General features: G+C 29.1%; 16 protein-coding genes and 2 pseudogenes. 14 read left to right on the forward strand and 4 right to left on the reverse strand.

Annotated elements, in window-relative coordinates:
- The first annotated feature begins 179 nt into the window (after positions 1 to 179).
- The gene (locus GOQ20_RS02650) at positions 180 to 1,151 is read left to right on the forward strand and encodes a DHH family phosphoesterase (protein WP_167845290.1); all 972 of its coding nucleotides are present in this window, start codon (positions 180 to 182) and stop codon (positions 1,149 to 1,151) included.
- On the forward strand, positions 1,151 to 2,125 hold the full coding sequence (locus GOQ20_RS02655) for a DHH family phosphoesterase (RefSeq protein ID WP_167845291.1): 975 nt from the start codon (positions 1,151 to 1,153) through the stop codon (positions 2,123 to 2,125). The genes GOQ20_RS02650 and GOQ20_RS02655 overlap by 1 nt, the downstream gene beginning before the upstream one ends.
- Before the next feature lie 119 nt (positions 2,126 to 2,244).
- Here the strand turns inward: GOQ20_RS02655 and GOQ20_RS02660 are convergent, their stop codons facing one another.
- Positions 2,245 to 3,903 carry an IS1634 family transposase gene (locus tag GOQ20_RS02660; RefSeq protein WP_167845019.1) on the reverse strand — a complete coding sequence of 553 codons (1,659 nt, stop codon included), beginning with the start codon at positions 3,901 to 3,903 and terminating at the stop codon, positions 2,245 to 2,247.
- A gap of 135 nt (positions 3,904 to 4,038) precedes the next feature.
- Between GOQ20_RS02660 and GOQ20_RS04855 the strand changes: the two are divergent.
- The 4 genes and pseudogenes from GOQ20_RS04855 to dnaK form a co-directional block, all read left to right on the forward strand.
- Positions 4,039 to 4,221 (forward strand): annotated as a pseudogene (locus GOQ20_RS04855) (DHH family phosphoesterase); the annotation flags it as partial.
- Between the two features lie 174 nt (positions 4,222 to 4,395).
- Entirely contained in the window at positions 4,396 to 5,478 is a 1,083-nt protein-coding gene (locus GOQ20_RS02670) for a heat-inducible transcriptional repressor HrcA (RefSeq protein WP_167845292.1), read from the forward strand.
- Positions 5,479 to 5,492: 14 nt separating this feature from the next.
- A complete protein-coding gene (grpE, locus tag GOQ20_RS02675) occupies positions 5,493 to 6,353 on the forward strand; it encodes a nucleotide exchange factor GrpE (RefSeq protein WP_167845293.1) in 861 nt (286 codons plus the stop codon).
- A 92-nt stretch (positions 6,354 to 6,445) separates the two neighbouring features.
- A complete protein-coding gene (gene dnaK / locus GOQ20_RS02680; RefSeq protein WP_167845294.1) occupies positions 6,446 to 8,239 on the forward strand; it encodes a molecular chaperone DnaK in 1,794 nt (597 codons plus the stop codon).
- A 45-nt stretch (positions 8,240 to 8,284) separates the two neighbouring features.
- Here dnaK and GOQ20_RS02685 read toward each other — a convergent pair whose 3' ends face one another.
- Positions 8,285 to 9,148, reverse strand: a complete 864-nt coding sequence (locus tag GOQ20_RS02685; protein WP_167845295.1) for a hypothetical protein — start codon at positions 9,146 to 9,148, stop codon at positions 8,285 to 8,287.
- A 143-nt stretch (positions 9,149 to 9,291) separates the two neighbouring features.
- Positions 9,292 to 10,475 (reverse strand): annotated as a pseudogene (locus GOQ20_RS02690) (phosphoglycerate kinase).
- Positions 10,476 to 10,667: 192 nt separating this feature from the next.
- On the opposite strand from GOQ20_RS02690, the gene pfkA reads away from it, so the two are divergent.
- The 8 genes from pfkA to GOQ20_RS02730 all read left to right on the forward strand — a co-directional run bounded on the left by pfkA (position 10,668) and on the right by GOQ20_RS02730 (position 23,519).
- On the forward strand, positions 10,668 to 11,642 hold the full coding sequence (gene pfkA / locus GOQ20_RS02695) for a 6-phosphofructokinase (RefSeq protein ID WP_167845296.1): 975 nt from the start codon (positions 10,668 to 10,670) through the stop codon (positions 11,640 to 11,642).
- A 129-nt stretch (positions 11,643 to 11,771) separates the two neighbouring features.
- A complete protein-coding gene (secG, locus tag GOQ20_RS02700; protein WP_129620588.1) occupies positions 11,772 to 12,005 on the forward strand; it encodes a preprotein translocase subunit SecG in 234 nt (77 codons plus the stop codon).
- 1 nt (position 12,006) lies between these two features.
- On the forward strand, positions 12,007 to 14,241 hold the full coding sequence (gene rnr / locus GOQ20_RS02705; protein ID WP_167845297.1) for a ribonuclease R: 2,235 nt from the start codon (positions 12,007 to 12,009) through the stop codon (positions 14,239 to 14,241).
- Positions 14,216 to 14,989 carry a tRNA1(Val) (adenine(37)-N6)-methyltransferase gene (locus tag GOQ20_RS02710; protein WP_233091207.1) on the forward strand — a complete coding sequence of 258 codons (774 nt, stop codon included), beginning with the start codon at positions 14,216 to 14,218 and terminating at the stop codon, positions 14,987 to 14,989. Before rnr ends, GOQ20_RS02710 begins: the two co-directional genes overlap by 26 nt.
- A 10-nt stretch (positions 14,990 to 14,999) precedes the next feature.
- A complete protein-coding gene (metG, locus tag GOQ20_RS02715) occupies positions 15,000 to 16,550 on the forward strand; it encodes a methionine--tRNA ligase (RefSeq protein WP_167845298.1) in 1,551 nt (516 codons plus the stop codon).
- Between the two features lie 8 nt (positions 16,551 to 16,558).
- Complete coding sequence (locus GOQ20_RS02720; protein WP_129620591.1) at positions 16,559 to 16,843, forward strand: antibiotic biosynthesis monooxygenase; 285 nt, start codon at positions 16,559 to 16,561, stop codon at positions 16,841 to 16,843.
- Positions 16,844 to 17,255: 412 nt separating this feature from the next.
- A complete protein-coding gene (locus tag GOQ20_RS02725) occupies positions 17,256 to 21,659 on the forward strand; it encodes a GA module-containing protein (protein ID WP_167845299.1) in 4,404 nt (1,467 codons plus the stop codon).
- A 186-nt stretch (positions 21,660 to 21,845) separates the two neighbouring features.
- A complete protein-coding gene (locus GOQ20_RS02730; protein WP_443093812.1) occupies positions 21,846 to 23,519 on the forward strand; it encodes an IS1634 family transposase in 1,674 nt (557 codons plus the stop codon).
- Positions 23,520 to 23,636: 117 nt separating this feature from the next.
- Here GOQ20_RS02730 and GOQ20_RS02735 read toward each other — a convergent pair whose 3' ends face one another.
- Complete coding sequence (locus GOQ20_RS02735) at positions 23,637 to 25,295, reverse strand: IS1634 family transposase (protein ID WP_167845019.1); 1,659 nt, start codon at positions 25,293 to 25,295, stop codon at positions 23,637 to 23,639.
- Positions 25,296 to 25,870 lie beyond the last annotated feature (575 nt).

A 25,870-nucleotide genomic window follows, 5' to 3' on the forward strand; every position in this document is an offset into this window, starting at 1 on the left:
ATTTAAAATCTAAGTTTTAGTAAATTTTATAAGATCAAAACAATATCATTTAACATCAAATTTGCACCTTAAAATAAATATTGAAAGGCTAAGAATTTAGTAAAATTTTAATAGATTGGTTAACTATTAAAGTTAATTATTTTTATTATCAAAATTAAATAATTTAGAAAGGTGTTTTTATGATAATTGGTAACGCACAAGTTGCTATTGATGCAATTAAAAAATATGACAATATTGTTATTTTCCATCACATTCGTCCTGATGGAGATTGTCTTGGTTCTCAAGCTGGACTTGCTGAACTTATTAAAACCAACTTCCCAGATAAAAAAGTATTTAAAGTAGGTGATGCACAAGGTTCATTCCCGTTTATGAATTTTGAATTTAACAAAATCGAAGATGTTGATTTTACTAATTCACTTGGAATTGTTGTTGATGCTTCTTCAGGTGATAGAATCGAATGCGCAGAGCTTTTATACGAAAATAAAACAACTGCCAAATTAAGAATTGACCACCATCCAAATGATAGTGATATTAAATATGACTATCTTTGAGTTGATGAATATTATGCAGCTGCAGCTGAAATGATTGCTAAAATTGCTTATGAAGGTAAAATGAAAGTAACTAAAGAAGCTGCTGGCTATATTTACCTTGGAATAAACACAGATAGTGGAAGATTCTTATATCCTGAAACTTCAGCTAGAACTCATGAACTTGTGGCTTTTTTAATGAAAGAAGCTAACTTCCACCCTAAAGAAATTCTTAGAGAAATGTCAAAAAGAACTTCAAAACAAATTAAATTTATTGGAAACATTCTAAGTGGATTTAAAAAAGATGGAAGAGTTTTATACTACGAAATTACTCAAGATGTTTTAGATAAATTTGGATATAACTCATTTGAAGCTGCACAATTTGTTAATGAAATTGGAAACATTGAAGATAATTCTTGTTGAGCTTTATTTGTTCAACTTGAAGATGGAAATGTTCGTGGTAGATTACGTTCAAATGGACCACTTGTAAATAAAGTAGCTCGTTTATACAATGGTGGTGGACACGATAATGCTGCTGGAATTACACTTTCTAGCTGAGATCAAGTTAGTGATGTTCTTAAAAACTTAAACGAAGAAATTGTAAGATTTGAGGAAGAAAAATAATGCAAATTGGATCATTAAAAGAAGTAACAGACAAACTTTTAAAATACGATAGCATTGTTATTTTTCATCACATTCGTCCTGATGGAGATTGTCTTGGTTCTCAATTTGGACTTAAAGAACTTCTTGAAACTAACTTTCCAAATAAAAAAGTTTATGCTATTGGTGATGCAAAAAATTCATTTGCATTTCTTAACTTAGCTCATGATGAAATTCCAAGCAAAGAAATTCTTCAAAACTCACTTGGAGTAATTGTTGATGCTAACTTTAAAGATAGAATTGAGTGCCGTGAGGTTCTTGATGCAAATCTTTTCCCAGAAACAATTAGAATTGATCATCATCCAAACGAAGATGATTTAGATAATTGCACTCGTTGAGTAGATAGTTCATATGTAGCAGCTGATGAAATGGTTACTGAAATTGCATACGAAAATAATTGAACAATCACTCCAAAAGCTGCAAACTTACTTTATCTTGGAATTAACACAGATAGTGGAAGATTTTTATACAACAACACAACAAGCAGAACATTAAAACTTGCTGCTCATTTATATGAAAATGGACTTAATACTGATTTAATTCACCAAAACTTAGCTAAAACTAGTTTAAACGATTTACAGTTCCAATCTTGAATTATGAGCACCCTTAAAACTCGTGATTCAGTTGCTTATATTCAAAATGATTTAGCAACTACTTTAAAAATGGGTAAAACACCACAAACTTCAGTAAGACCTAACTTAATTGCTAATATTGATGGATACCCAATTTGAGTTCAATTCACTGAAGAAGAGAGTGGAAAAATTAGAGTTGAGTTCCGTTCAAATGGGCCAATTGTCCGTAATGTTGCGGTTAAATGAGGCGGTGGAGGACACGAAAGAGCTTCTGGATGTATGCTTGATAGCTTTGCTGATGTAGAAGCAGTTATTGATGATTGTGCTAGTGAAGTTAGAAGATACAATGCTGAAAAAAATAATTAATTGACATTAAATTCCATGCTAAAACTAGCATGGTTTTTCCTAAGTTTGACACTTTTAAAACTTAAAACGACGAATAACCCTACAATATAGAGCTATTCGTCGTTTTTATATCACAATTCCTATATAGTAAATTTTACGTCTTCACATTTACCAATAGTTTCAATTGGTTTAAGTCCAAGAACTTTTAATATAGTTTTGAACTCTTCAGATTCTTCTGATTTAATATAAGTATTTATTTCTGGGATAATTGATAATTTTTGATTTTTAATTGATTCAATTATTTTATTCGTAGGAAGCGGATAACCACAATATTCAAGAACAAATTCTAAATATCTTTGAATCGTGAGTGCAAGGAAGCAAATTAAAAAATGTCCTTTGATTGTCTTTTCAGTTGAAAGATAAATTGGTCTTACTTCAAAGTTTGTTTTCATCACTCTAAAACTTTCTTCTATTTTTCAAAGTTTTGAATATTGTTCAATAATTTCCATTTCATCCATATCTTCATGAGATGTTAAAATTCCATAAAATCCATCTGCGGCTTCATCTTTCAAAATCGCTTGATGATCTAACTCAACTTCGTTAGCTGAAAGTTTTAAATACTTCTTACCACCTCTTTTCATTTCTGATTTTATAGCTGATAAATTGAGTAATTTTTCAGCTTTTTTAATAAGTCTTTCACGATCTTTTTTATCTTTTCTTTGTCTCTTTCCAGAGAAAGTTAAAATCAGTTTATTGTCAATTTCATAAAAGGTATTATTAGATTTAAAAAGCTCTTTGTGATCTTGTTTTTTCACACTGAATTCTTCATACATCATTTTATATGTATCAAGATCATAAATTCCTTCAATTTTATTTTCTTTACCTTTGATTTTGTAAGCCATTATGTAATCGTATCCTGCTTGTTTTATGGCTAATAAGTTACTTTTTGAGTTTAAACCTCTATCTGCAACAATAGTAATTTTATCTATACCTAAGTCTCTTTTTATATTCTCTAAAACAGGTTTTAAAGTCAAGAAATCAGATGTGTTTCCAGGGAATAAATCATAATAAATCGGTATTCCCATATCGTCGATTAAAAGACCTAAAACAACTTGAGTTTGGTTAACTTTATTGTCTTTTGAAAAACCAAATTTTCTAAGTTCATCAGGTATAAAACTTTCAAAATAAACAGTTGTAACGTCATAGAAACAGAATGTTAAATTTCTGTTAATTTTGTCTACAAATTGTTCATTTAAATGTTTTAAAATATCCGCTTTTTTATCCTGTAAAAACTCAAGTGATCTATAAATGTCTTTCAAACTATCATCAAATTTGTATCAATATTTTTTAATTTTTTCAACTGAACTTCTTTTAGAAGATGGTTCTAAAATTCTTGTTAAAATTAGCATTTTTGTAATTGATGCTAGGTCATATTTTGACCTACTATTTTTCTTTTGTAAGTCATTTAAGAAATTTGGTAATTCTAGATAATTTATGATTTCTTCGTAAACTAAATTTCCATATCCTTTAATTTCTGTTCCTTTAAATTTGTCCAATTTTAAAGAATTCATGATTTGTAAAATTTGTTCGTTTCTATCTTTTTGTTTTTGATTTTTCTTTGAACTAACAGATTCTTTTAATTCTTCAATGAAGTTTGGATTATCTTTTGTAAGATCTTCTAATTTACCTAAAAATTTTACTTCTCTAATTTTTGGTTTTTTAGTTTCTTTATCTCAATATGATTCTACGATTCTTACATATTGTGTTTTATTCTTTTTGATGATTTGTACTGATGCCATAATTTGTCCTTTTTACCATATTATACCATATATTTACTATATATGAAATAAAAAAATAAAAAATTTCTTAATATATGTAATATATTAAGAAATTCAAAAAGTCTTAAAAAAGACCAAAGTGTCAAAGTTAGGAGTGGAAAAATTAGAGTTGAGTTCCGTTCAAATGGGCCAATTGTCCGTAATGTTGCGGTTAAATGAGGCGGTGGAGGACACGAAAGAGCTTCTGGATGTATGCTTGATAGCTTTGCTGATGTAGAAGCAGTTATTGATGATTGTGCTAGTGAAGTTAGAAGATACAATGCTGAAAAAAATAATTAATTGACATTAAATTCCATGCTAAAACTAGCATGGTTTTTTATTAGGTTTTATACCTTAAAGATCCTAAATGTTAATTACAAAATTTTTAAATTGCGCAAAATCTTCCAATATTTAAGATTTAGCAAATAAAAAATTATTTTGCTAAATTTGCTAGTTAATGCTATAATAGTAAATATGAAAATAAGTAATGCAAGTGCTAAAAAAATGTACACCCAAATTGATGATCAACTAAGGCTTACTGAAGAATATGAAAACATCCTTAAAAGAACAGTGGAGATTTTCATTGAAGAAGGTGAAGCTGTAAGTAGCTCATTAATACTTAAAAAAAGTAAAGGTTTAATTAATTCTTCTAGTGCTAAAATTCGCTACCAAATGAGTGATTTAGAACTTGAAGATTACTTAGAAAAAAGCCACTCTTCAGCTGGTAGAAAACCAACAATTAAAGGGATTGATTATTATTCTAAGTTTCTTCTTGATTCAGATAAAAACAAATGAATTAAAAAAATAGAAGAAGAAATTAAGCAAAAGTTTGCTCAAAAAAAGGGAGAAATTGAGCAAACTGTTGATAAAGCAGCTGAGGTTATTTCGGAAATAACTGGAATTACCCTTGTTACTACTAATGTTAACATTAATGAAGAAGAAACAATGAAAGGGCTTGAATTAATTCCGCTTTCAGAATCAGCAGCTACTATTGTAATGGTGGTTTCAAGTGGAAAAGTGCATTCAAAGATCTTAAATTTCAATTCTAGTGAAATTTCAATTTCAGATTTAAAAATAGCGGTAAATATCTTTAAAGAGCGTTTAATAGATACTAAAATTTGTGATTTAATTACTAAAACTGACTTGCTTAGAGAACCGCTTTCGCAAGCTGTCCAAAATTATCAAAATGTTTTAGAATCATTTGTTAACCAAGTTTTTAAAGGAATTATCCAAGAAAATACTCAAAATAAAATATATGGAAAAAACAACATCATTTTAAATCGTGATATTAACCGCCAGGAATTAGTTAAATTGATTGATTTAATTGAGAATTATTCTGTTTGAGAAGATATTAATGCAAAACATAAAACTAATGAAACTACTAAAATTAATGTTAATGATTCAACAGCACTTATTTCTAAGAAAATTGATTCACAAAAATATCACATTGCTGAAATTTCAGCAGTAGGTACTAATACTAAAAACTTACCTAAAATGAAAGTAGCAATTGCATTGCTTGAAGATTTTTTAAATACTAGTGAAGATAAAAATAAATAAAGAGGTTAAATTTTATGTTTAATAGAAACAATAAAGAACACTTAAAAATCGGAGATAAACTTAGTGGTTATTTTGAAATGCTTGCAAATGGCGAAGTTATTTCAAAATACAGCGGTGAAAAGCAAATTGAACTTGGTAAAGATGAATATTTACCAAAATTTGACAAGTTATTAGTAAATCGTAAGATATATAAAAATATGGAAGTAAAATTTACTTTTCCAAAAAATTATGAAGATGAACTTGTAGCTGGTAAAAGTGTTCTTATCACAATTATTGACTTAAAAGTGTCTCACAAAAAGCACTTTGAAATGAAAATTAATGAAAAAGATGAAAAGGTTGCTGAACTTGAAAAAGAACTTGCCAAAGTTCAAAGTCAATTAGTGATTAAAGAAAAAGAACTTATGCTTCAAGCAGAAGCATTCAAAAGAAAAGCTGAAGAATTTCAATCACTTGCTAAAGCACAGCTTGATCAAGAAATTGAAAAAAGAGTCGCTAAATATGAAGCCGAAAAAAAAGAAGCAAAAAAATACGCTTTATCTTCTTTTGTTGAAGATTTAATGGAACCATTTAACAATTTTGTACTTGCTGCTAAATCTGGTGAAAATAGCGATGATATCACTCTTAGAAACTATTGCATTGGATTTGACATTGTAAAGCGTCAATTTGAAAACGTATTTGCTAATAATGACGTTACAGTGATTTATCCTGAAGTTGGTCAAAGTTTTAATGCACATGAACAAGAGGCTATTGATGTAGTAGAAAATAGTAACTTAGCAAATGAAGAAATTGTTAAGGTAGTTCGCTTTGGTGTTAAAGTTGGTGATAGAGTGGTAAAACCAGCTACCGTAATTATTAATAAAAATTTAGCAAATTAATTATGAGATTGCTAAAATTATGATATAATAATTAATATATAAAAAAGAAATTTAGATTTTATGCACATTTATTTGTGCTAAAAGGAGTGAAAATGGCTAAAGAAATTATTTTAGGAATTGACCTTGGAACAACAAACTCTGTTGTTTCTGTTGTAGAAGACAAAAACCCTGTTGTTTTAGAAAACCCAAATGGAAAAAGAACAACACCTTCTGTAGTAAGTTTTAAAAATGGTGAAATTGTAGTTGGAGAAGTTGCTAAAAGACAAGTTGAAACAAACCCAAATACAATCGTTTCAATTAAAAGATTAATGGGAACAAACCAAACTGTAAAAGCTAACGGAAAAGAATACAAACCAGAAGAAATTTCAGCAATGATTTTATCTTACATGAAAGAATATGCTGAGAAAAAACTTGGGCAAAAAGTATCAAAAGCTGTTATTACAGTGCCTGCTTACTTTGATAATGCTCAACGTGAAGCTACAAAAATCGCTGGTAAAATCGCTGGTTTAGATGTTTTACGTATTATTAACGAACCTACAGCTGCTGCTCTTGCTTTCGGACTTGATAAAACAGAAAAATCAATGAAAGTGTTAGTGTATGACCTTGGGGGAGGAACATTTGACGTTTCTGTGTTAGAACTTGAAGATGGAACATTTGAAGTTCTTTCAACAAGTGGTGATAACCACCTTGGGGGAGATGATTGAGATAACGAAATTGTAAAATGAATGATTAAAGAAATTAAAGAAAAATACAATTTCGATGCTTCAAATGATAAAATGGCTATGGCTCGTTTAAAAGAAACAGCTGAAAAGGCTAAAATCGACCTTTCAAGTCAATCAGTTGCTTCAATTAATTTACCTTTCCTTGCTGTAACAGCAGATGGACCAGTTAACGTTGAACTTGAATTAAAACGTAGTGAATTTGAATCAATGACAGCTTACTTACTTGATAGAACAAGAAAACCTATTGAAGATGCTCTTAAAGAAGCTAACATTACAGCAAATGATCTTCATGAAGTATTACTTGTTGGTGGAAGTACAAGAATGCCAGCTGTTCAAGAAATGGTAAAAAGAACATTAGGAAAAGAACCTAACCGTTCAATTAACCCTGATGAAGTTGTTTCAATTGGTGCTGCAATTCAAGGTGCTGTGCTTGCAGGTGATATTGATGATATCTTACTTTTAGATGTTACACCTTTAACACTTGGAATTGAAACTCTTGGAGGAGTTGCAACACCTCTTATCCCTAGAAACACAACAATTCCTGTAACAAAAAGTCAAGTATTCTCAACAGCTGCTGATAACCAAACTGAAGTAACAATTAGCGTTGTTCAAGGTGAAAGACAAATGGCTGCTGATAACAAAAGACTTGGTAACTTCAACCTTTCAGGAATTGAACCAGCTCCTAGAGGAATTCCTCAAATTGAAGTTAGTTTCTCAATTGATGTTAATGGAATTACAACTGTAACTGCTAAAGACTTAAAAACAAATAAAGAACAAAAAATTACAATTGAAAATTCTTCAAAACTTTCAGAAGAAGAAATTAACAAAATGATTAAAGAAGCTGAAGCTAACAAAGAAGCTGATAGAAAAAGAAAAGAAGAAGTTGAAACAATCGTTAGAGCTGAATCTCTTGTTGATCAAATTGAAAAAGCAAACCGTGAACAAGGTGATAAATTAGATGCTAAAGCTAAAGAAGAATCAGAAAAATTAGTAAATGAACTTAAAGATTTAATTGCTAAAAAAGATATCGAAGCTTTAAATGTAAAACTTGAACAAGTTGAAAACATCATGAAAAACTTTGCTAACTATGCTGCTCAACAACAACATGGATCATCAAATTCAAATACCGAAGAAGATGTAGCTGAAGTTGTAGATGAAAAATAATGAAACAAAAAATGCAGAGCAATCTGCATTTTTCTTTTACCTTTATTAGATAATGCTTGCAATGTGTTCTAAAATATAATTGCAACCTTCTAGACAAGTTGTTTTAATATTTCTAGATCCATGAGTAGTTCCGCCATCGTCAGAATTTTCAGCTATTTTTTGAGCTTCATTGGCAATTTTGCTAAGTTTCTCTTCATCAAATCCAGCTCTTTTCATAAAAACTTTTGCTGTATCTTTAAAATTCAAAAATAATTGTGAATAATTAAATCCTGATGAATAACCATCTTTTCCAATAATTGTTTTTTTAATATCTTCAAGAATAGTTCTTTGAAGAAGTTTAATTTTATTTTTTAATTCATCACCATTTGACATTGAATTAATTTCTGCTTTATCAGTGTCGATCATTTTTTGAATTTCTGCATCTGATAGAAGTTCTCTTTCTGGTTCCCTTGAAAAATCATCAACAATAGCATTTCCTTGCTGATCTAATTTAACTTTTGTAACTTTTGGTACTCAAATATTTTTAGCTTGTCTATAAAAATAATCGATTAAATATAACGCGTATGATTTAAGTTCATCTAAGTTATTTACATTCATTCAACCAATATAATCTTTCTCACGTAATAAAACTGCTTCATTACCGGATTGATTATTATCTGATGAAGTTCCTTTGCTAGGATTGTTTTGGTTTAATGAACTTGAATTACTTTCATCATTAGTTTGATTTGATTCGGAAGTACCGCTACTATTTTGACTTTCGTTTTGACTTATGTTTTGTTTAGGTTCTTCTTGTTTTGGCACCTCATTTGCATTTGTAGTTGCTGTTTTTGGATCATTACATGCAATCATCATTAAAGGCGCTAAAGGAAAAGTTAAAGCAGCTCCTAAAAGAATTCATTTTTTCTTCATTTGCATCCCTCCATACTTTAATTTTAAAACTTTTGTTTTTAAATTATGAATTTATTGAATTTTGACTGCATTTAGGGGCTAAAAGGTGGAAAATTTGCAAAAAACTCACACAAAAAGTGTGAGTAAAACCATAATTTTAGTTTTTATTTATCTGAAACAGCTTCAACACCTGGTAATTTAACACCTTGAAGTAATTCAAGTGATGCTCCACCACCTGTTGAAACGTGTGAGAATTTATCTTCCATTCCTAATTTTTCAACAGCAGCAACACTATCTCCACCACCTACAACTGAATAACAATTTTTAAGTGCAGCGATTGCTTTACATACTGCTAATGTACCATTTTTGTAGTGTTCAAATTCTGTAACACCCATAGGTCCGTTTCATACAACTGTTTTTGCTCCTTCAAGAGTTTTTTCAAATAAAGCAATTGTTTTAGGACCAACGTCAAGACCCATAAATCCATCTTGAACTTCACCATCTTGAATTGAAGGTTCAACATCTGCAAAACTTGTTGCACAAGCATGATCAACTGGAAGCACAACTTTATCACCATATTTTGCTAAGAAGTTTTTAGCAAGTTCTAAGTAATCATCTTCAACAAGTGATGTTCCAACGTTTTTACCTTGTGCTTTTAAGAATGTGTAAGCCATAGCTCCACCAATGATCATTTTATCAGCGATTTTTACTAAGTTTTCTAATACTTGAATTTTATCTGAAACTTTAGCTCCACCAATGATAGCAACATAAGGATGCTCTGGGTTTACAATAGCTTTGCTAAGTGATGATACTTCTTTTTCCATTAAGTATCCAAGAGCGCTTTCAGCAATGTTAGATGAAATTCCAACGTTTGAAGCGTGAGCACGGTGTGCTGTACCGAAAGCATCGTTAATAAATACATCACCTAAACTTGCTCAGTATTTTCCAAGTTCTGGGTTGTTTTTACTTTCTGCTTTACCATTTAAGTCTTCGTAACGTGTGTTTTGTACTAATAAAACATCGCCATTGTTCATTGAGTTAATTGCGTTTTCAAGAACTTCTCCACGTGTTACTTCAACGAATTTAACTGGCATGCCTAATTGGTGTGCAAGTTCAACAGCAACTGGTTTTAAATCTCTTTTTGGTAAATCAGCTTCTTCTTTAACTCTACCAAGGTGTGAGAATAAAATAGCTTTTCCACCATCGTTAATAATTTTTTGGATTGTTGGAAGAGCAGCTTTAATTCTTTTTACAGAAGTAATAACACCATCTTTAACTGGCACGTTAAAGTCAACTCTAACTAAAACTTTTTTCCTTTAAGGATTAAGTCGTTAATTGTTTTTTTCATAAAAACCTTTCATTTTTTTATATCTTAAAAGTTTTGTTATTACATAAATGTAATAACTTTATATTTGTAATTATTTTACTATAATTTAAGCAAGTAAAAATCAAAATAATCAATTAAAAAAATTGTTTTTTATCAAAAAATAATAAAATAATATAACTTACAAAAAAAGTTAAATTTTAGGAAGGAATTTTAATGCGTAAAATTGCTATTTTAACATCTGGTGGTGATGCACCAGGGATGAACCCAGCTCTTAGAGCAATTGCTAAAAGCGCTAAAGCAAATGGGTTAGAACCATATGTAGTTTTTGAAGGGTACAAAGGTTTATACAATGACCAAATTAAAAAAGCTGATGAGCTTGATCTTGACTACTTTTTATCTCAAGGTGGAACATGCATTTATTCAGCTCGTTTCCCTGAATTTAAAAACCCAGAAGTGCGCGCTAAAGCTATTGAAAACTTAAATAAACATGGAATTGAAGCACTTGTAGTTATTGGTGGAGATGGAAGCTACATGGGTGCTCAATTACTTCATGAAGCTGGAGTTAAAACAATTGGACTTCCAGGAACAATTGACAATGATATTAAATCAAGTGATTACACAATTGGATACGATACAGCTTTAAATACAGTTGTTGAAGCTATTGATAGAATTAGAGATACAGCAAGAAGCCATCAAAGAATTATGGTAGTTGAAATTATGGGTAATAACTGTGGTGATTTAGCGCTTTTTTCAGGACTTGCAACAGGAGCTGAGATTATTTCAACAAGTGAAGCTAAATTAAGCGAAGAAGAAATTATTAATACAGCATATGATCTTAGCAAGCAACCAGGAAGAAGAAGTGTAATTGTTGCTGTTTCAGAGAAGCTTTATGATATTAAAAAACTTGCTGAAAGAATCCAAGAAAAAACAGGTTGAGAAACTCGTTCAAACCCACTTAACCACATCCAAAGAGGTGGTCGCCCAACTGCTCAAGAAAGAATTTGAGCTTCATTAATGGGTATGAAAGCTGTTGAAAAACTTCTTAATGGAGAATCAGGACTTGCAATTGGAATTTCAAAAGGTGATGTAGTAGCTATTCCAATTTTAGAAGCTTTAAAAATGGAATCAGATGCTAAAGAAAAAGTTATCAAAAAAGCTGAAAAATTCAATACTTTAAATAGATTTTAATCCTAGTTGTGATGCAATTAATGCATCACATTTTTTTATTAGATTCACCCATTTTGTTGGTGCTTAAAAAGGTCAAATTGTGGTATTATTTATAAGATAAATAAATTTATATAACTAAGGAAGGAAAAAATGGAAGCGTTAACAATTGTTTTAGTAATAATGAGTTTTATTATGATTTTTGTTTCCTTTTTAATGTCGCCAGATTCAAATGGTTTTTCAGGTGCTTTAGTAGGTAGCGGAGATTTAGAATTATTTAAACAATCAAAGGAAAGAGGTAGTAAAAAAGTTTTAAAATGATCAATGTTTACCCTTGGGTTGCTTTTACTCATTGGTGCCGTTCTTTTAAGATTTTTAATGAAATAACATGAATATAAAAGAGAAAGTTTTAAAGTATTTAAAAAGCTGCAAAAATAGTTCATTTGTGAAGCTAAGCCGTGATTTAAAAATTCCATTTAGCAAAAACAAAGAACTTAGCGACATTTTAAATGAATTACAAAAAGAATATAAAGTCTTTAGGGACAATAAAGATAATTATTATGCCCCTGAATTAATTGAAACTGTTGTTGGTCTTTTAAATGTTTCAAATAAAGGAACCTTTGGATTTGTTGATTATAATATCAATGAAGAAACAGGTGAAAAAGATAGTGTTTTTGTTAAAAACTTTAATTTCAAAACCGCAATTAATGGAGATTTAGTTCAAGTTAATGTTTATAAAAACCCAAGAGATGAAAATGACCAAAATAATGGAATTGTAACTGAAGTTTTAGAAAGAAACACTCACGAAATTGTTGGGTTTATTAAAAAAACAGAAAAAAGCAACACTGTTTTCTTTCAACCAATTGATGCTAAGTTAAAAAATAATAAATTTATTATCCTTCCTTCCAATGTTTCGTTTAAAGTTAATGATTTAGTTGCTGCTAGCGTTGTTGATTATAAAGAGCGCTACATCGAAATTAAAGTTGATAAAGTTATTACCAATGATGCTGATCCAATGGTGTTTGTTAAAGCTTTTATTGAGCAAGTCAAAGTTCCTGAAGCTTTCCCTGAAGAATTAAAAAATGAAACTGACAAAATACCACAAAATATTGATTTAGAAGATCAAAGTAACCGGGTAGATTTAACTGATCAAATGATTGTTACAATTGACGGTGATGATACTAAAGATTTTGATGATGCTATCACTGTTAAAAAACTTCCTAATGGAAATTACTTTTTAGGAGTTTATATTGCTGATGTTTCTTACTATGTGCAAGAGCATACTGAAATTAATAAAGAAGCCCTTAAACGTGGAACCAGCATCTATCTTGTAGATCGGGTAATCCCAATGCTTCCTTTTGAACTTTCTAACGGGATTTGTTCGCTTAACCCAAATGAAAAAAGATTTGTAATGGCTGCTGAAATGGAAATTGATAAATTTGGAAATAATGTTAATTGCAAGATATTCCAAGGAATTATCAAAAGTAAATTTAGACTCACATATAAACAAGTAGATAAGTATTTTAAAGAAAATTCAATCTTAGAAGAATATTCAAACCAGCAGGAAGTGTCAGAACTTAAAAAGATGCTTAATGAAGCTAAAGAACTTAGTTTAATTTTGCATAAATTTAAGGAAAATCAAGGTTATATTGATTTTGAAATTGATGAGCCAAAAATTAAACTTAATGAAGATGGAAGTGTTAAAGAAATCGTGATTCATAAGCGTGGATTTTCAGAAGTTTTAATTGAAGATTTTATGGTTAGAGCTAATGAAACTGTAGCTAAATATCTTTTTGACAACAAACTTCCACTTTTATATAGAATTCACGAAATTCCTGATTTTGAAAAGATTAATGCTTTAGAAAATTCATTAAAAGCAATTGGACTTACTCTTCCTGATATTGATTTAAGTGATATTAATCCACAACTTTTCTCACAATTTGCAGCGCAAATTAAAGATCAAAGAAATGATGATTTTGTTAAATTAAGCTTTTTAAGAACAATGCAAAAAGCGATTTATTCAACTGATAATGTTGGACACTTTGGTCTTGCTTCAAATTTTTATTGCCATTTTACTAGCCCAATTCGTCGTTATCCAGATTTAATTGTGCATCGCACTATTAGAAAATATTTAATCAACAATCACTCAAGAGATGATATTGATTCATACACAAGTGAAATTGAAAACTATGGAGTGCTTAATACCAAAAGCGAGCAAAAAGCAGTGCAAATTGAAAGAGATGTAAATGACTTAAAATTTGCTGAGTATCTTAAAGATAAAATTGGACAAACTTTTGATGCACAAATTCAAAGTATTTTGAATTTTGGATTCTTCATTAGCTTTGAATTTAAAGCAAGCGGACTTGTTCATAAAACTTCATTTTTTGACGGTGAATATGAAGCTAATGAAACACTTACAAGTGCTAAAGTAGGTCAAAATAAATTTAACATTGGTGACTGAGTTAAAGTTGTAGTTGTTGGTGTTGATCTTGTTGAAGGAAAAGTTGATTGTGTGTTAGAGAGCCAATATCCAAAATACTTAGAAAGCCAATCAAACTTAAAGGAAAATTTAAGATTTAAGCACACTGGAGCTAAAAGTGGAAAAAACAAGAAAACTAGTTAAAAACTACCTTGGTTATGATGGTAAATTATTTATTTACCAAGATAAATCAATGTTTAATTATTCAGTTGATACTATTTTGCTTGGTAATTTCATTTACCTTCACAAAAAGCACAAAAGAGCTTTGGAAATTGGAACTAACAATGGGGCGCTATCGATTTTTGTAGCTGCTCGTAAAAAAGATCTTAAAATTGACGCTGTTGAAATCCAAGAAAAAGCTATTGAAGTTGCTAAAATTAACGTTAGCGAAAACAACCTTGAAGATCAAATTAACTTAATTTGTCAGGATTTCAATGATTTTGTGTCTTGACATACTAAAAATGCGCAAAGAAAATATCCGGTTATTTTCTGTAATCCGCCTTTTTATCCATACGATAAAACTAAGTTTAGAAAAAATGTTTCTGAGGAAATGCTTATTGCTACTCATGAAATTAAACTCAATTTAGACCAGTTAATTTCAGGGTGTGCCAAAATCATTGAGCAAAAAGGTTTTTTAACTCTAGTTTTACCAGTAGAAAGAATGGTTGATGTTTTTGAAAGTATGCGTAAATATAAATTTGAACCAAAAAGGATTCAATTTTTAACCCCAAGAATTGGTGATAAACCAAAACTTGTGCTTATTGAAGCTAGATATCAATCAGGATGAGGTGTACATTTTTTACCAACAATTTATTTGCATGATTTAGATAAAAATGATCATGAATACACTGAAGAAGTGAAAAAACTTTATAGACCATTAATTGTAGAATAAGAGGTTCCAAATGAAAAAAACATTTTACATTACTACCCCAATTTATTATGCAAGTGGAAATTTACACATTGGGCATTTATATACTACAACTGTAGCTTGAGTAATTGCTAATTACAAAAAAGCCTTAGGTTATGATGTAAAAATGCTCACAGGTAGCGATGAGCATGGGCAAAAGATAGCTCAAAAAGCTGCTGAATCAAAGATGGATCCTCAAAGTTTTGTTGATAATTTAGTTGTGAAATATCACCAGTTATGAAAAGATTATCAAATTGATTTTGATATTTTTTCAAGAACAACCAACCCAAAACATAAAGATAGCGTAAGTAAAATTTTCGAATTTTTTAAAGAAAAAGGTTTTATTTACAAAGGTGAATATCAAGGGCTATATTCTGTTAGTGATGAAGAATTTGTTCTTGAAACACAAGCAGTTAAAAAAGATGGCAAGCTTTTTCACCCATTAAGTGGTCATGAACTTGTACTTGTTTCAGAAAAAACTTACTTTTTCAAAATGAGTCTTTTTACTGATTGATTAATCAATTACATTAAAGAGCACCCTAATTTTTTAGCTCCACTTAAAACAGTTAATGAAATTGAAAATAACTTCTTAAATAAAGGGGTTGAAGATCTTTCGGTAACAAGAACTAATGTATCTTGAGGAATTCCAGTTTCTTCAGATCCTGAGCACACTTTATATGTATGATTAGATGCTTTATGCAACTATATTACAATGCTTGGTTATGATCCAACTAACCCAAGCGGTAGTGAAGAATTTAATAAATACTGAGCTAGTGAAAATGCTGAAGTTGTTCATATTTTAGGAAAAGAAATCGCTCGTTTCCACATGATTTATTGACCTATTTTCCTTAAAGGTCTTAATTTAAAAATGCCAACTAGAATCCAAAGTCATGGTTGAATCGTGACTCCAACTGGAAAAATGTCTAAATCAAAAGGGAATGTAATTGATCCATATGATCTTCTTGAAAGTTTCCATCCTGAAATGGTTAAATATTACCTTGTGGCTCATATGAGCTTAGGTGAAGATGGAATTTTCGATTTAGAGCATTTTGTTGATGTAATTAACAGTGAATTAATTAATAATTACGGAAACTTAATTTCAAGAACTATCAAAATGTACCGTAATTCATTTGATAGTCCAATTAAATATAATGTTTCTAACTTAGAAATAGACCAAAAAATTGAAGAGTCAATTAAAAACTCAAAAGTTGAATTTATCTCACTCTTTGATGAATACAAAATTGATAAGGCCTTAAAAGTTGCAATTAATTTATCAAGCGAACTTAATAAGTATATTGATGAAACTGCGCCTTGAACACTTAAAGAAAATCTTCCAAGACTTGAGCAAGTCTTAATTAGACTTTTAAATGGAATTTATGCAATTTCAAGCTACTTACAAGTGGTTTTAAAATCAAAAGCCCAGGAAGTATCAAAAGTTTTAAATATTGATAGTTTTGATATGGATAAAATTGATGATTTTCATAAATTTGATAATGTCTTACCAGAAGATTCATACATTCTTTTTAAAAGAATTGTAAAAAAATAGGAGTTAATATGATTTACGCAAGAGCTACACTTTATAAAGTTGATGAAGAAAAATTAAAAGGTTTTATTGATTATTTATACATTTTTGCCAAGAAAGTTTGCATTCAAAATACTAACTTAAGTTTTGAATATGGACTTGAAAACAAAGGTGATGTTTATGTAATTGAACGTTGATCTACTGAAGAAGAATATAAAAAATTCATTGCTGAAAAGGAATTTAAAACTGAACTAGCAACCCTTTCAAAAATGGCAAAAAATGTACATATTTTATACCAAATGACTACAAAAAGATAATTTTGCGAATTTGAACCAGCATTAGGTTCATTTTCTTTTGCCTTATTTGAACATCTTTCTAAATTAGCGCCTCTAAGCGCTCTTTTTTTTTTTTTTTTGTTAGGATCTAAATGTCCCTAATTTAAGGAACTAAATGGTAATTTGCTTATATAGTCAAAATTCCCTTTTTATTCCCTTTTAAATATAATTTATTATGCAAATTATAGGGGAAAATGGATTTTTAATAATTAAGGGTAAGTTAAAAAATCAAGTATAATTTTCATATAAATAACAAATTAAATTATCACAAAATATTTAACGAATTTATAATGAAATTCTACTCACTTTAATTTATATTGAAAAGTCCCTATTTAATGAGAAAAATATTCCCCAAAATTATTTGATCATTATTTATCATGAGAGGATTAATGATATGAAAAGATTTAAGAGAATTTGTTTATTAAGCTCAACATTTATTGGGAGCTCAATTTTACCTGCTGTTTTATTATCAGCAAGTTCCAATCCAGTTATTGCTAGTGAAAACACTTCAGGTGAAGTGGCTGCAAATGTAGTAACTGATAATAATATAACTGTTCCAGAATTTTTAGCAGAGCCAGATCAAGTTATCAAAGGTAACTCAAATGGTTTATCTTTTGTATTTAGTGATGAACAATCTTACAAATATAATCTTAAATATGGTCAAGGAAGAAGAACCAACTACTACTTTAACCCAGGAGCTCAACCTGGAGTGTATCAGGATAAGGATAAAACAATTGCTAGCCTTAAGATGCTAAATCCAAATGGTTGACAAGATGAAGAGCAAGAATGAGAACTTACTTTAAATAGAAACGCAACTTTCGCTAAAGAAGATATCGGTGGATTTTGAAATTTAGGTGATAGATGAAGTAGAAACCCAAGATTTGGGATTCTTATTTCTAGAGCTTTAGAGCTTGTTCCTGATACTTTTGAAATCATTACTTATAAAACAACTTGAACTGAAGAAGAGCTTTCTAGAACTAAAGTAGCTAGAATGGATAATAAACCAGAAAATTTACAATTTTCTCAAGATGTAGTAGTAAATAGTTTCCCACACCCAGCTTCTGGTGGTAGAAGTGGTAAAATTAAAGACCTTTATCGTTGAACAAGCTACTACCACGATGGACAATTAGTGCCTACTTGAAAAGTTATTGATGAATACAAAAAGAGAGCTTATTCTTGAGATCCAGGTTATGGAGTTGGTTCAGATCCAGTTCGTGCAGCTTTTTTAGATAATTGACAACTTCCAAGCACATATAACAATGGTAATTATGGCTACCCATTATCAAATGAAAGATATAAAATTTTAAATGATATTGGAACTATTATTGGTATGGGATTTGATACTCCATATGGAATGGGTTTCCCAAATGGATACACTGATCAAAACTGATTCAAAATTAAATTTAAAACTAGATTAAATGAGCTTCTTTTTACTCAAAGCAAACCAAATCCAGAAGTAGATAATTTAGGAATTAAAAATGCATATGTTTTAGGTGCATTCACTTCTTATGATTGATCATACTTTATTCAAAGTGTTGATTATAAAATAGCTGCAGTTACTAGTCAAGATATTAGAAACTACTCAGTGGATTTAAAAGAATTTAAACAAAATCCAGATACGCCTTACCAGCTTCCTAATGCAAGCTTTGTTTTAAAATATAATGGAAAAATAGTTGATGGATCATCATTTAACAATAGCAAAGATGAAAATGCAAGCAAATGATGAACTAGAAAATATGGTTCAATTGATATTTCAAAAGGTAGAGAAGTTTATGATAATTTAGATAAATGAGAGCTTGAAGTTACTTTTAAAAATACAGACCAAGATTTTTGAATTGTTAAACAAAATAAAGTTTATAATTCGGCTACAAAAAATGTTACTTTCAATTTAGAATATGTTATTGATGAGATTAAACATGAAAGAAATGAAGCTATAAAAGCTCTCGAATCATTTGAAAACCTTAACCAGGCTCAAAAAAATTTCTATAAAGCTAAAATTAATGAAGCTAATACCATTGATGATTTAAGAAACTTAATTGACGTGAATAATGATAACATTGGTGAAATTAAGAACTTAGATGATAAAATGGCTTCACTCAAACTTAAAAAGCAAGAAGCAAGAGATTTTCTTGATAATCGTGCTAATTTAATTAACAAAACCGAAAGAGCTACTCTTGAGGGTTTAATTGACCAAATTAATGCAGATTTAACTTCAGAAACTAATGCTATTGATAATGAAAAAATCAACTCATACATTAAGCAAGTTGATGATATTATTGCTAAAGTTTTTGATGCTAAATTTAAGGAATACCTAAAAACTTTAAATAATCTTAATGATGCTCAAAAACAACTTCTTATAAGCAAATTTGATGAAGAAGTAGCTGCTGGTAAAAGAAGTAATAACGATATTTATGAAGAATATCAACAAAAAGCTAGCTCTTTAGATAAAGCAATGGAAGCTCTTAACCAAAAAGTTGCAAGCGCTGATGATGTTAAAAATAATTCAAATTACATTAATGCTAACCATAATAAAAAAGAAGCTTTAGATAACGCACTTAATAATGCTGCTTCGAAGTTAAATAATCCACTTGATCTAAATGAAGTTAATAGCTTAGCAGCAGCTATAGAAACAGCTAAAAATAATTTAGATGGAAATATCAATTTAGCTAAAGCTAAAAATGATATTAATGCCAAAATTGATGCAATTGATAACTCAGTGCTTTCAGCATCTGATAAAGCTAAATTAAAAGAAAAAGTTAATGCAGCTACAGTTATTAATAATAATTCTGATGCTACAAATTGAAATAGTACAAACAGCATTAACGAATTTGTTGATAAATTAGCAAGTAAGCTTAGCGAATTAAAAGCTAATTTAGATAAAGAAGCAAGCGTTAAAGCAAGCAAAAACTACACTAATTCAAACGAAAATAAAAGGCAAGCATATGATAATGCTGCTAGCGAAGCAAAAACTTGAGCAAATAATGTAAATAAAACTGCTAGTCAAAGCTTTGAAGAGATTTTAAACAAATTAAGCTCTTTAAATAATGATTTAGAAACCGCCTTAGCTAACCTTGATGGTAATGATGAACTTACAAATGCCAAAGCAGAAGCAATTAGTCTTCTTGAAGCTAAAAAATACTTAAATAGCGCTCAAAAACAAGCGCTTAAAAAGAAAATTAATGCAACTTCTAATTTAGATGAGCTTAACAGCCTTAAAAATAATATTAACTCTTTAGATAATGCAATGCACGAGCTTATTAACGCTGTTGATATGCATTCTGGAAGAGATGCAAATGATGCTAAAGGACTTGAAGCTATTGATAAAGCAAGCTCAAGAGATAAAACGGATAAATTCCTCAAAGCTACAAATAAAGCAGCTTACTTAATAGCTCTTGATAAAGCAAAAGTAATTATTGCTAGCACCCCTGAGCTTTCATTAACCAAATTAAATCAAGCTAAAGATAACATTAATTTAACTTACCAAGCACTTAATGGTGATAGCGTTAAAGCACTTAGCGATGCAAAAGAGAAAGCTCTAAATACTATTAGTAACTTGCCATATTTAAATAATTATCAAAAAGAAGCCCTTAAAGAAAAAGTCCGTTTCGAAAGTAACCTTGAGAAAGTTAAAGAAATTGAAAGTAGTGCCTTAAAATTAAATAGTGCAATGAAAACACTTCAAGATTCACTTAAACTTGATCCAAGTAGAAAAGCTAGCGATAAATATAGATATGCAACAAATGCTAGTGATTATGATCAAGCTTTAGCTAAAGCGCAAAAAGTTAATCAAGGTTCACGTTTGATTAATGAACTTGATCCGGTTAATGTTCTAAAAGCGCAAAGTAACCTTGAAAAAGCTTATAACCTTTTAAATGGACAAACTGTTAAAAACCTTATTGATACTAAAGAAGATGCAAGTGAGTTTTTAGAAAATAATTCAAGCAACCTTAATAACTCACAAAAAGAAGAACTTAAACACTTAATTGATAATGCAAATTCAGTTGATCAAATTGCTAAAATTAAAGATTTAATTTCTAAATTAAATAATGCAATGGATAAGTTAAATGAATCACTTAACTTAGATTCAAATAGACAAACAGAAGATAAATTTATTGAAGCAAGCAACCAAAATGATTATTTAGATGCAATTTCTAATGCAAAAGAAATCAAAGATAGCAACTCATTAAATGTTAACGACATTCTTGAAGCAAAAGATAAAATCGAAAATGCTTATAATAATCTTGATGGAAATGTTGTAAAAGAAATCCGTGATGCTAAAGAGAATGCATCAAATGATATTAATAACTTACCAGTTATTAATGATGCTCAAAAAGAAGCTTTAAAAGATAAAATTAATTCTGCAACTACTAAAGAAGAAATTGATGCAATTATTGACCTTGCAAATAAAGTAAATGAAGCTACTAAAGATTTAATTAATTCAGTAGATGCACATTCTGGAAGAGAAGCAAATCCTGAAAAAGGTCTTGAAGCAATTTCTGAAGAACAAGCTAGAAAAAATAGTGATAGTTTTAAAAATGCTAAAGATCCACAAAGCTACTTAGATGCTCTTAAAGAAGGGCAAGAGTTACTTAATTCTAACGACGTAGATTCAATTTTAAATGTCGATAAAACTAAAGATGCTGCTTCAAAAATTGAAAATGCTTACAAAAAACTTGCACCAGTTAAATTTGATCGAAAATCACTTTGATACATTTGATTAATTTTAGGTCTTGTATTAGTGCCATTCTTTGTTTTAATCTTTATTGCTTGAAAAAGATCAAGAAATAAACAATCTTAATAACTAACCATCTCTAACCAGGAGATGGTTTTTGTTTAATTAAGGATACTAAAGTGCGCTAATTAAGTGTTTAATTTTCCTGCGTTTCCCACTTAAGTGAGTTTTTTTACATTTTCGCAGCAGTACATATTTATCTAATAAATATGTAAAAAACCTAGTAATTTACTAGGTAAAATATGATATAATATGTGCATGCAAGCAAAAACAAAAGAAAAAAGAACATGAATATTGTGTGTTTCTAAACAAAAAGCAGGTACATATATACAGGTCGGGTGCAGAAAAATAAAAGGCACAGGATATGAAACGAGATTTGGGGTTGGATATGAACATGACTTTGAGAAGTATCAAAAAAATTCAATTGAAAAAATCAAAATGCTTGTTAAAGACATACCTTTAACAACTCCCAAAGAAGAAATTATTGAAATTATTAATCAAAAGTTTAAAGAAAACAAAAATGATCTTGTTGAATATAGAAAAAGATTTAAGGGATATGAACTTGTTTCTTCGTTGGTTGATCATTTTGACATTTTTAAAGACTGTCATAAAACAAAATCAGTAAGTTTAAAAGAAGTTGTGATGCAACAAATTTATCAAAGATTAAAAGAGCCATTAAGTATTTTAGGCACTTTCAATAGTCTAAAAAAAGAACAAGAATTTGTTTATTCTAAAAATTCTTTTTACAGATCGTTAGATTACATCGCTGAAAATAGGGGGCAAATTTTACAAAATGTAAATTCAGTTCTTGTAAATGAACACAAAAAAGATGTAGAAATCATATGATATGATTCCACCACTACTTATTTTGAAACTTTTAGTAGAGAAGGGTACAAAAAACCTGGTTATTCAAAGGACGGTAAGTTTAAAGAAGATCAAATTGTTATTGGGCTAGCAACTGATTCAAACGGAATTCCACTACATTACAAAGTCTTTCCTGGAAATACAACAGATGCAAACACATTCATCCCTTTTGTCTTGGAAATTCAAAAAATATATAAGATAAAACAAATTACAATTATCGCTGATAAAGGTATGTCTTTAAACAAAAACATCAGATTTTTAGAGTCCAAAGGTTTAAAATTCATTATTTCTTACCGGATGAAAACAGGAACAAAAGACTTTAAAGAATTTGTTTTAAACCAAGAAGGTTATATTCATTCTAAAACCGGTTTAGTGCATAAATCAGAAGAATTTCTTTCTCAATATAGAAACGGTAGAATCAATGGAAAAATAAGAAAAAGAATCATTACTTTTAGTAAGAAGAGAGCAAGAAAAGATGCAGAAGATAGACAAATTTTAATCAATAACTTCCTCAAGAAAGCTAAAAACGGAAAAGTTTCTTATGAAGATATTGCAGGCGGGAAGAAATATAGATTCTTTAAAGCTGTTGACAAATCTGGTTATTATGAACTTGATAACGAAAAGATTTTGCAAGATGAAAAATTCGATGGATATTATGTTTACGAGACAAATAGACATGATTTAACTCCTGATCAAATTGTAGATTTATATGCAAAACAATGAAAAGTTGAAGAGAATTTTAGAAGCTTAAAGAGTAGATTAGTTCTTAGACCCATGTATTTATCAAGTTGGAAACACATTACTGGTTATATCTGTCTTTGCTTTTTAAGTTTAGTTTTAATGAAATTCTTAGTTTTCAAAATTAATGATTTAATAGGTTTATCTCAAAAAGATAAATTTACAGAACATAGATTAAACAAAATGATTAATGACATTATAGAAGTTGAAGAAAAATTCAACAATAAAACAGTCAAAATTTTCGATATTAAAGATAAAAGTTTGGAAGATAGTTGAAATGACTATCTATTAATTCAAAAAGTTTTAGAAATGATTAAAAAGTAAAAATAAATATCCGCTTCAAACGGATATTTTGCTTTTCCTAAGTTTGACACTTTTAAAACTTAAAACGACGAATAACCCTACAATATAGAGCTATTCGTCGTTTTTATATCACAATTCCTATATAGTAAATTTTACGTCTTCACATTTACCAATAGTTTCAATTGGTTTAAGTCCAAGAACTTTTAATATAGTTTTGAACTCTTCAGATTCTTCTGATTTAATATAAGTATTTATTTCTGGGATAATTGATAATTTTTGATTTTTAATTGATTCAATTATTTTATTCGTAGGAAGCGGATAACCACAATATTCAAGAACAAATTCTAAATATCTTTGAATCGTGAGTGCAAGGAAGCAAATTAAAAAATGTCCTTTGATTGTCTTTTCAGTTGAAAGATAAATTGGTCTTACTTCAAAGTTTGTTTTCATCACTCTAAAACTTTCTTCTATTTTTCAAAGTTTTGAATATTGTTCAATAATTTCCATTTCATCCATATCTTCATGAGATGTTAAAATTCCATAAAATCCATCTGCGGCTTCATCTTTCAAAATCGCTTGATGATCTAACTCAACTTCGTTAGCTGAAAGTTTTAAATACTTCTTACCACCTCTTTTCATTTCTGATTTTATAGCTGATAAATTGAGTAATTTTTCAGCTTTTTTAATAAGTCTTTCACGATCTTTTTTATCTTTTCTTTGTCTCTTTCCAGAGAAAGTTAAAATCAGTTTATTGTCAATTTCATAAAAGGTATTATTAGATTTAAAAAGCTCTTTGTGATCTTGTTTTTTCACACTGAATTCTTCATACATCATTTTATATGTATCAAGATCATAAATTCCTTCAATTTTATTTTCTTTACCTTTGATTTTGTAAGCCATTATGTAATCGTATCCTGCTTGTTTTATGGCTAATAAGTTACTTTTTGAGTTTAAACCTCTATCTGCAACAATAGTAATTTTATCTATACCTAAGTCTCTTTTTATATTCTCTAAAACAGGTTTTAAAGTCAAGAAATCAGATGTGTTTCCAGGGAATAAATCATAATAAATCGGTATTCCCATATCGTCGATTAAAAGACCTAAAACAACTTGAGTTTGGTTAACTTTATTGTCTTTTGAAAAACCAAATTTTCTAAGTTCATCAGGTATAAAACTTTCAAAATAAACAGTTGTAACGTCATAGAAACAGAATGTTAAATTTCTGTTAATTTTGTCTACAAATTGTTCATTTAAATGTTTTAAAATATCCGCTTTTTTATCCTGTAAAAACTCAAGTGATCTATAAATGTCTTTCAAACTATCATCAAATTTGTATCAATATTTTTTAATTTTTTCAACTGAACTTCTTTTAGAAGATGGTTCTAAAATTCTTGTTAAAATTAGCATTTTTGTAATTGATGCTAGGTCATATTTTGACCTACTATTTTTCTTTTGTAAGTCATTTAAGAAATTTGGTAATTCTAGATAATTTATGATTTCTTCGTAAACTAAATTTCCATATCCTTTAATTTCTGTTCCTTTAAATTTGTCCAATTTTAAAGAATTCATGATTTGTAAAATTTGTTCGTTTCTATCTTTTTGTTTTTGATTTTTCTTTGAACTAACAGATTCTTTTAATTCTTCAATGAAGTTTGGATTATCTTTTGTAAGATCTTCTAATTTACCTAAAAATTTTACTTCTCTAATTTTTGGTTTTTTAGTTTCTTTATCTCAATATGATTCTACGATTCTTACATATTGTGTTTTATTCTTTTTGATGATTTGTACTGATGCCATAATTTGTCCTTTTTACCATATTATACCATATATTTACTATATATGAAATAAAAAAATAAAAAATTTCTTAATATATGTAATATATTAAGAAATTCAAAAAGTCTTAAAAAAGACCAAAGTGTCAAAGTTAGGAGTTGAAATGACTATCTATTAATTCAAAAAGTTTTAGAAATGATTAAAAAGTAAAAATAAATATCCGCTTCAAACGGATATTTTGCTTTTTATACTAGCAAGTGGGAAACGCAGGTTTGTTTTAATCTTTATTGCTTGAAAAAGATCAAGAAATAAACAATCTTAATAACTAACCATCTCTAACCAGGAGATGGGCTCGATTGTAAGTTGCATTGCAACGCGGGGGGGAAACAAAAACACAAGAAAAAAAGGCATGGCTATACGCCACGCTTTTTTTCTTGTGTTTTTGTTTCCTTGGTTTTTGTGGTTTTTTATAAAGGAAAAAATAATTAATAAAAAAGCAATTTATTTAAAAAACAATGGTAAAGCAGTGTTTATTTAAGTAATATTTCGCTTTTATTAAAAATTATAAAAATTAAAGATTTTTCAAAAGGCAGAAAGTT

The organism is Mycoplasmopsis gallinacea (assembly GCF_012220205.1).
In the GTDB taxonomy this organism is placed as follows: Bacteria; Bacillota_I; Bacilli_A; order Mycoplasmatales; family Metamycoplasmataceae; genus Mycoplasmopsis; species Mycoplasmopsis gallinacea_A.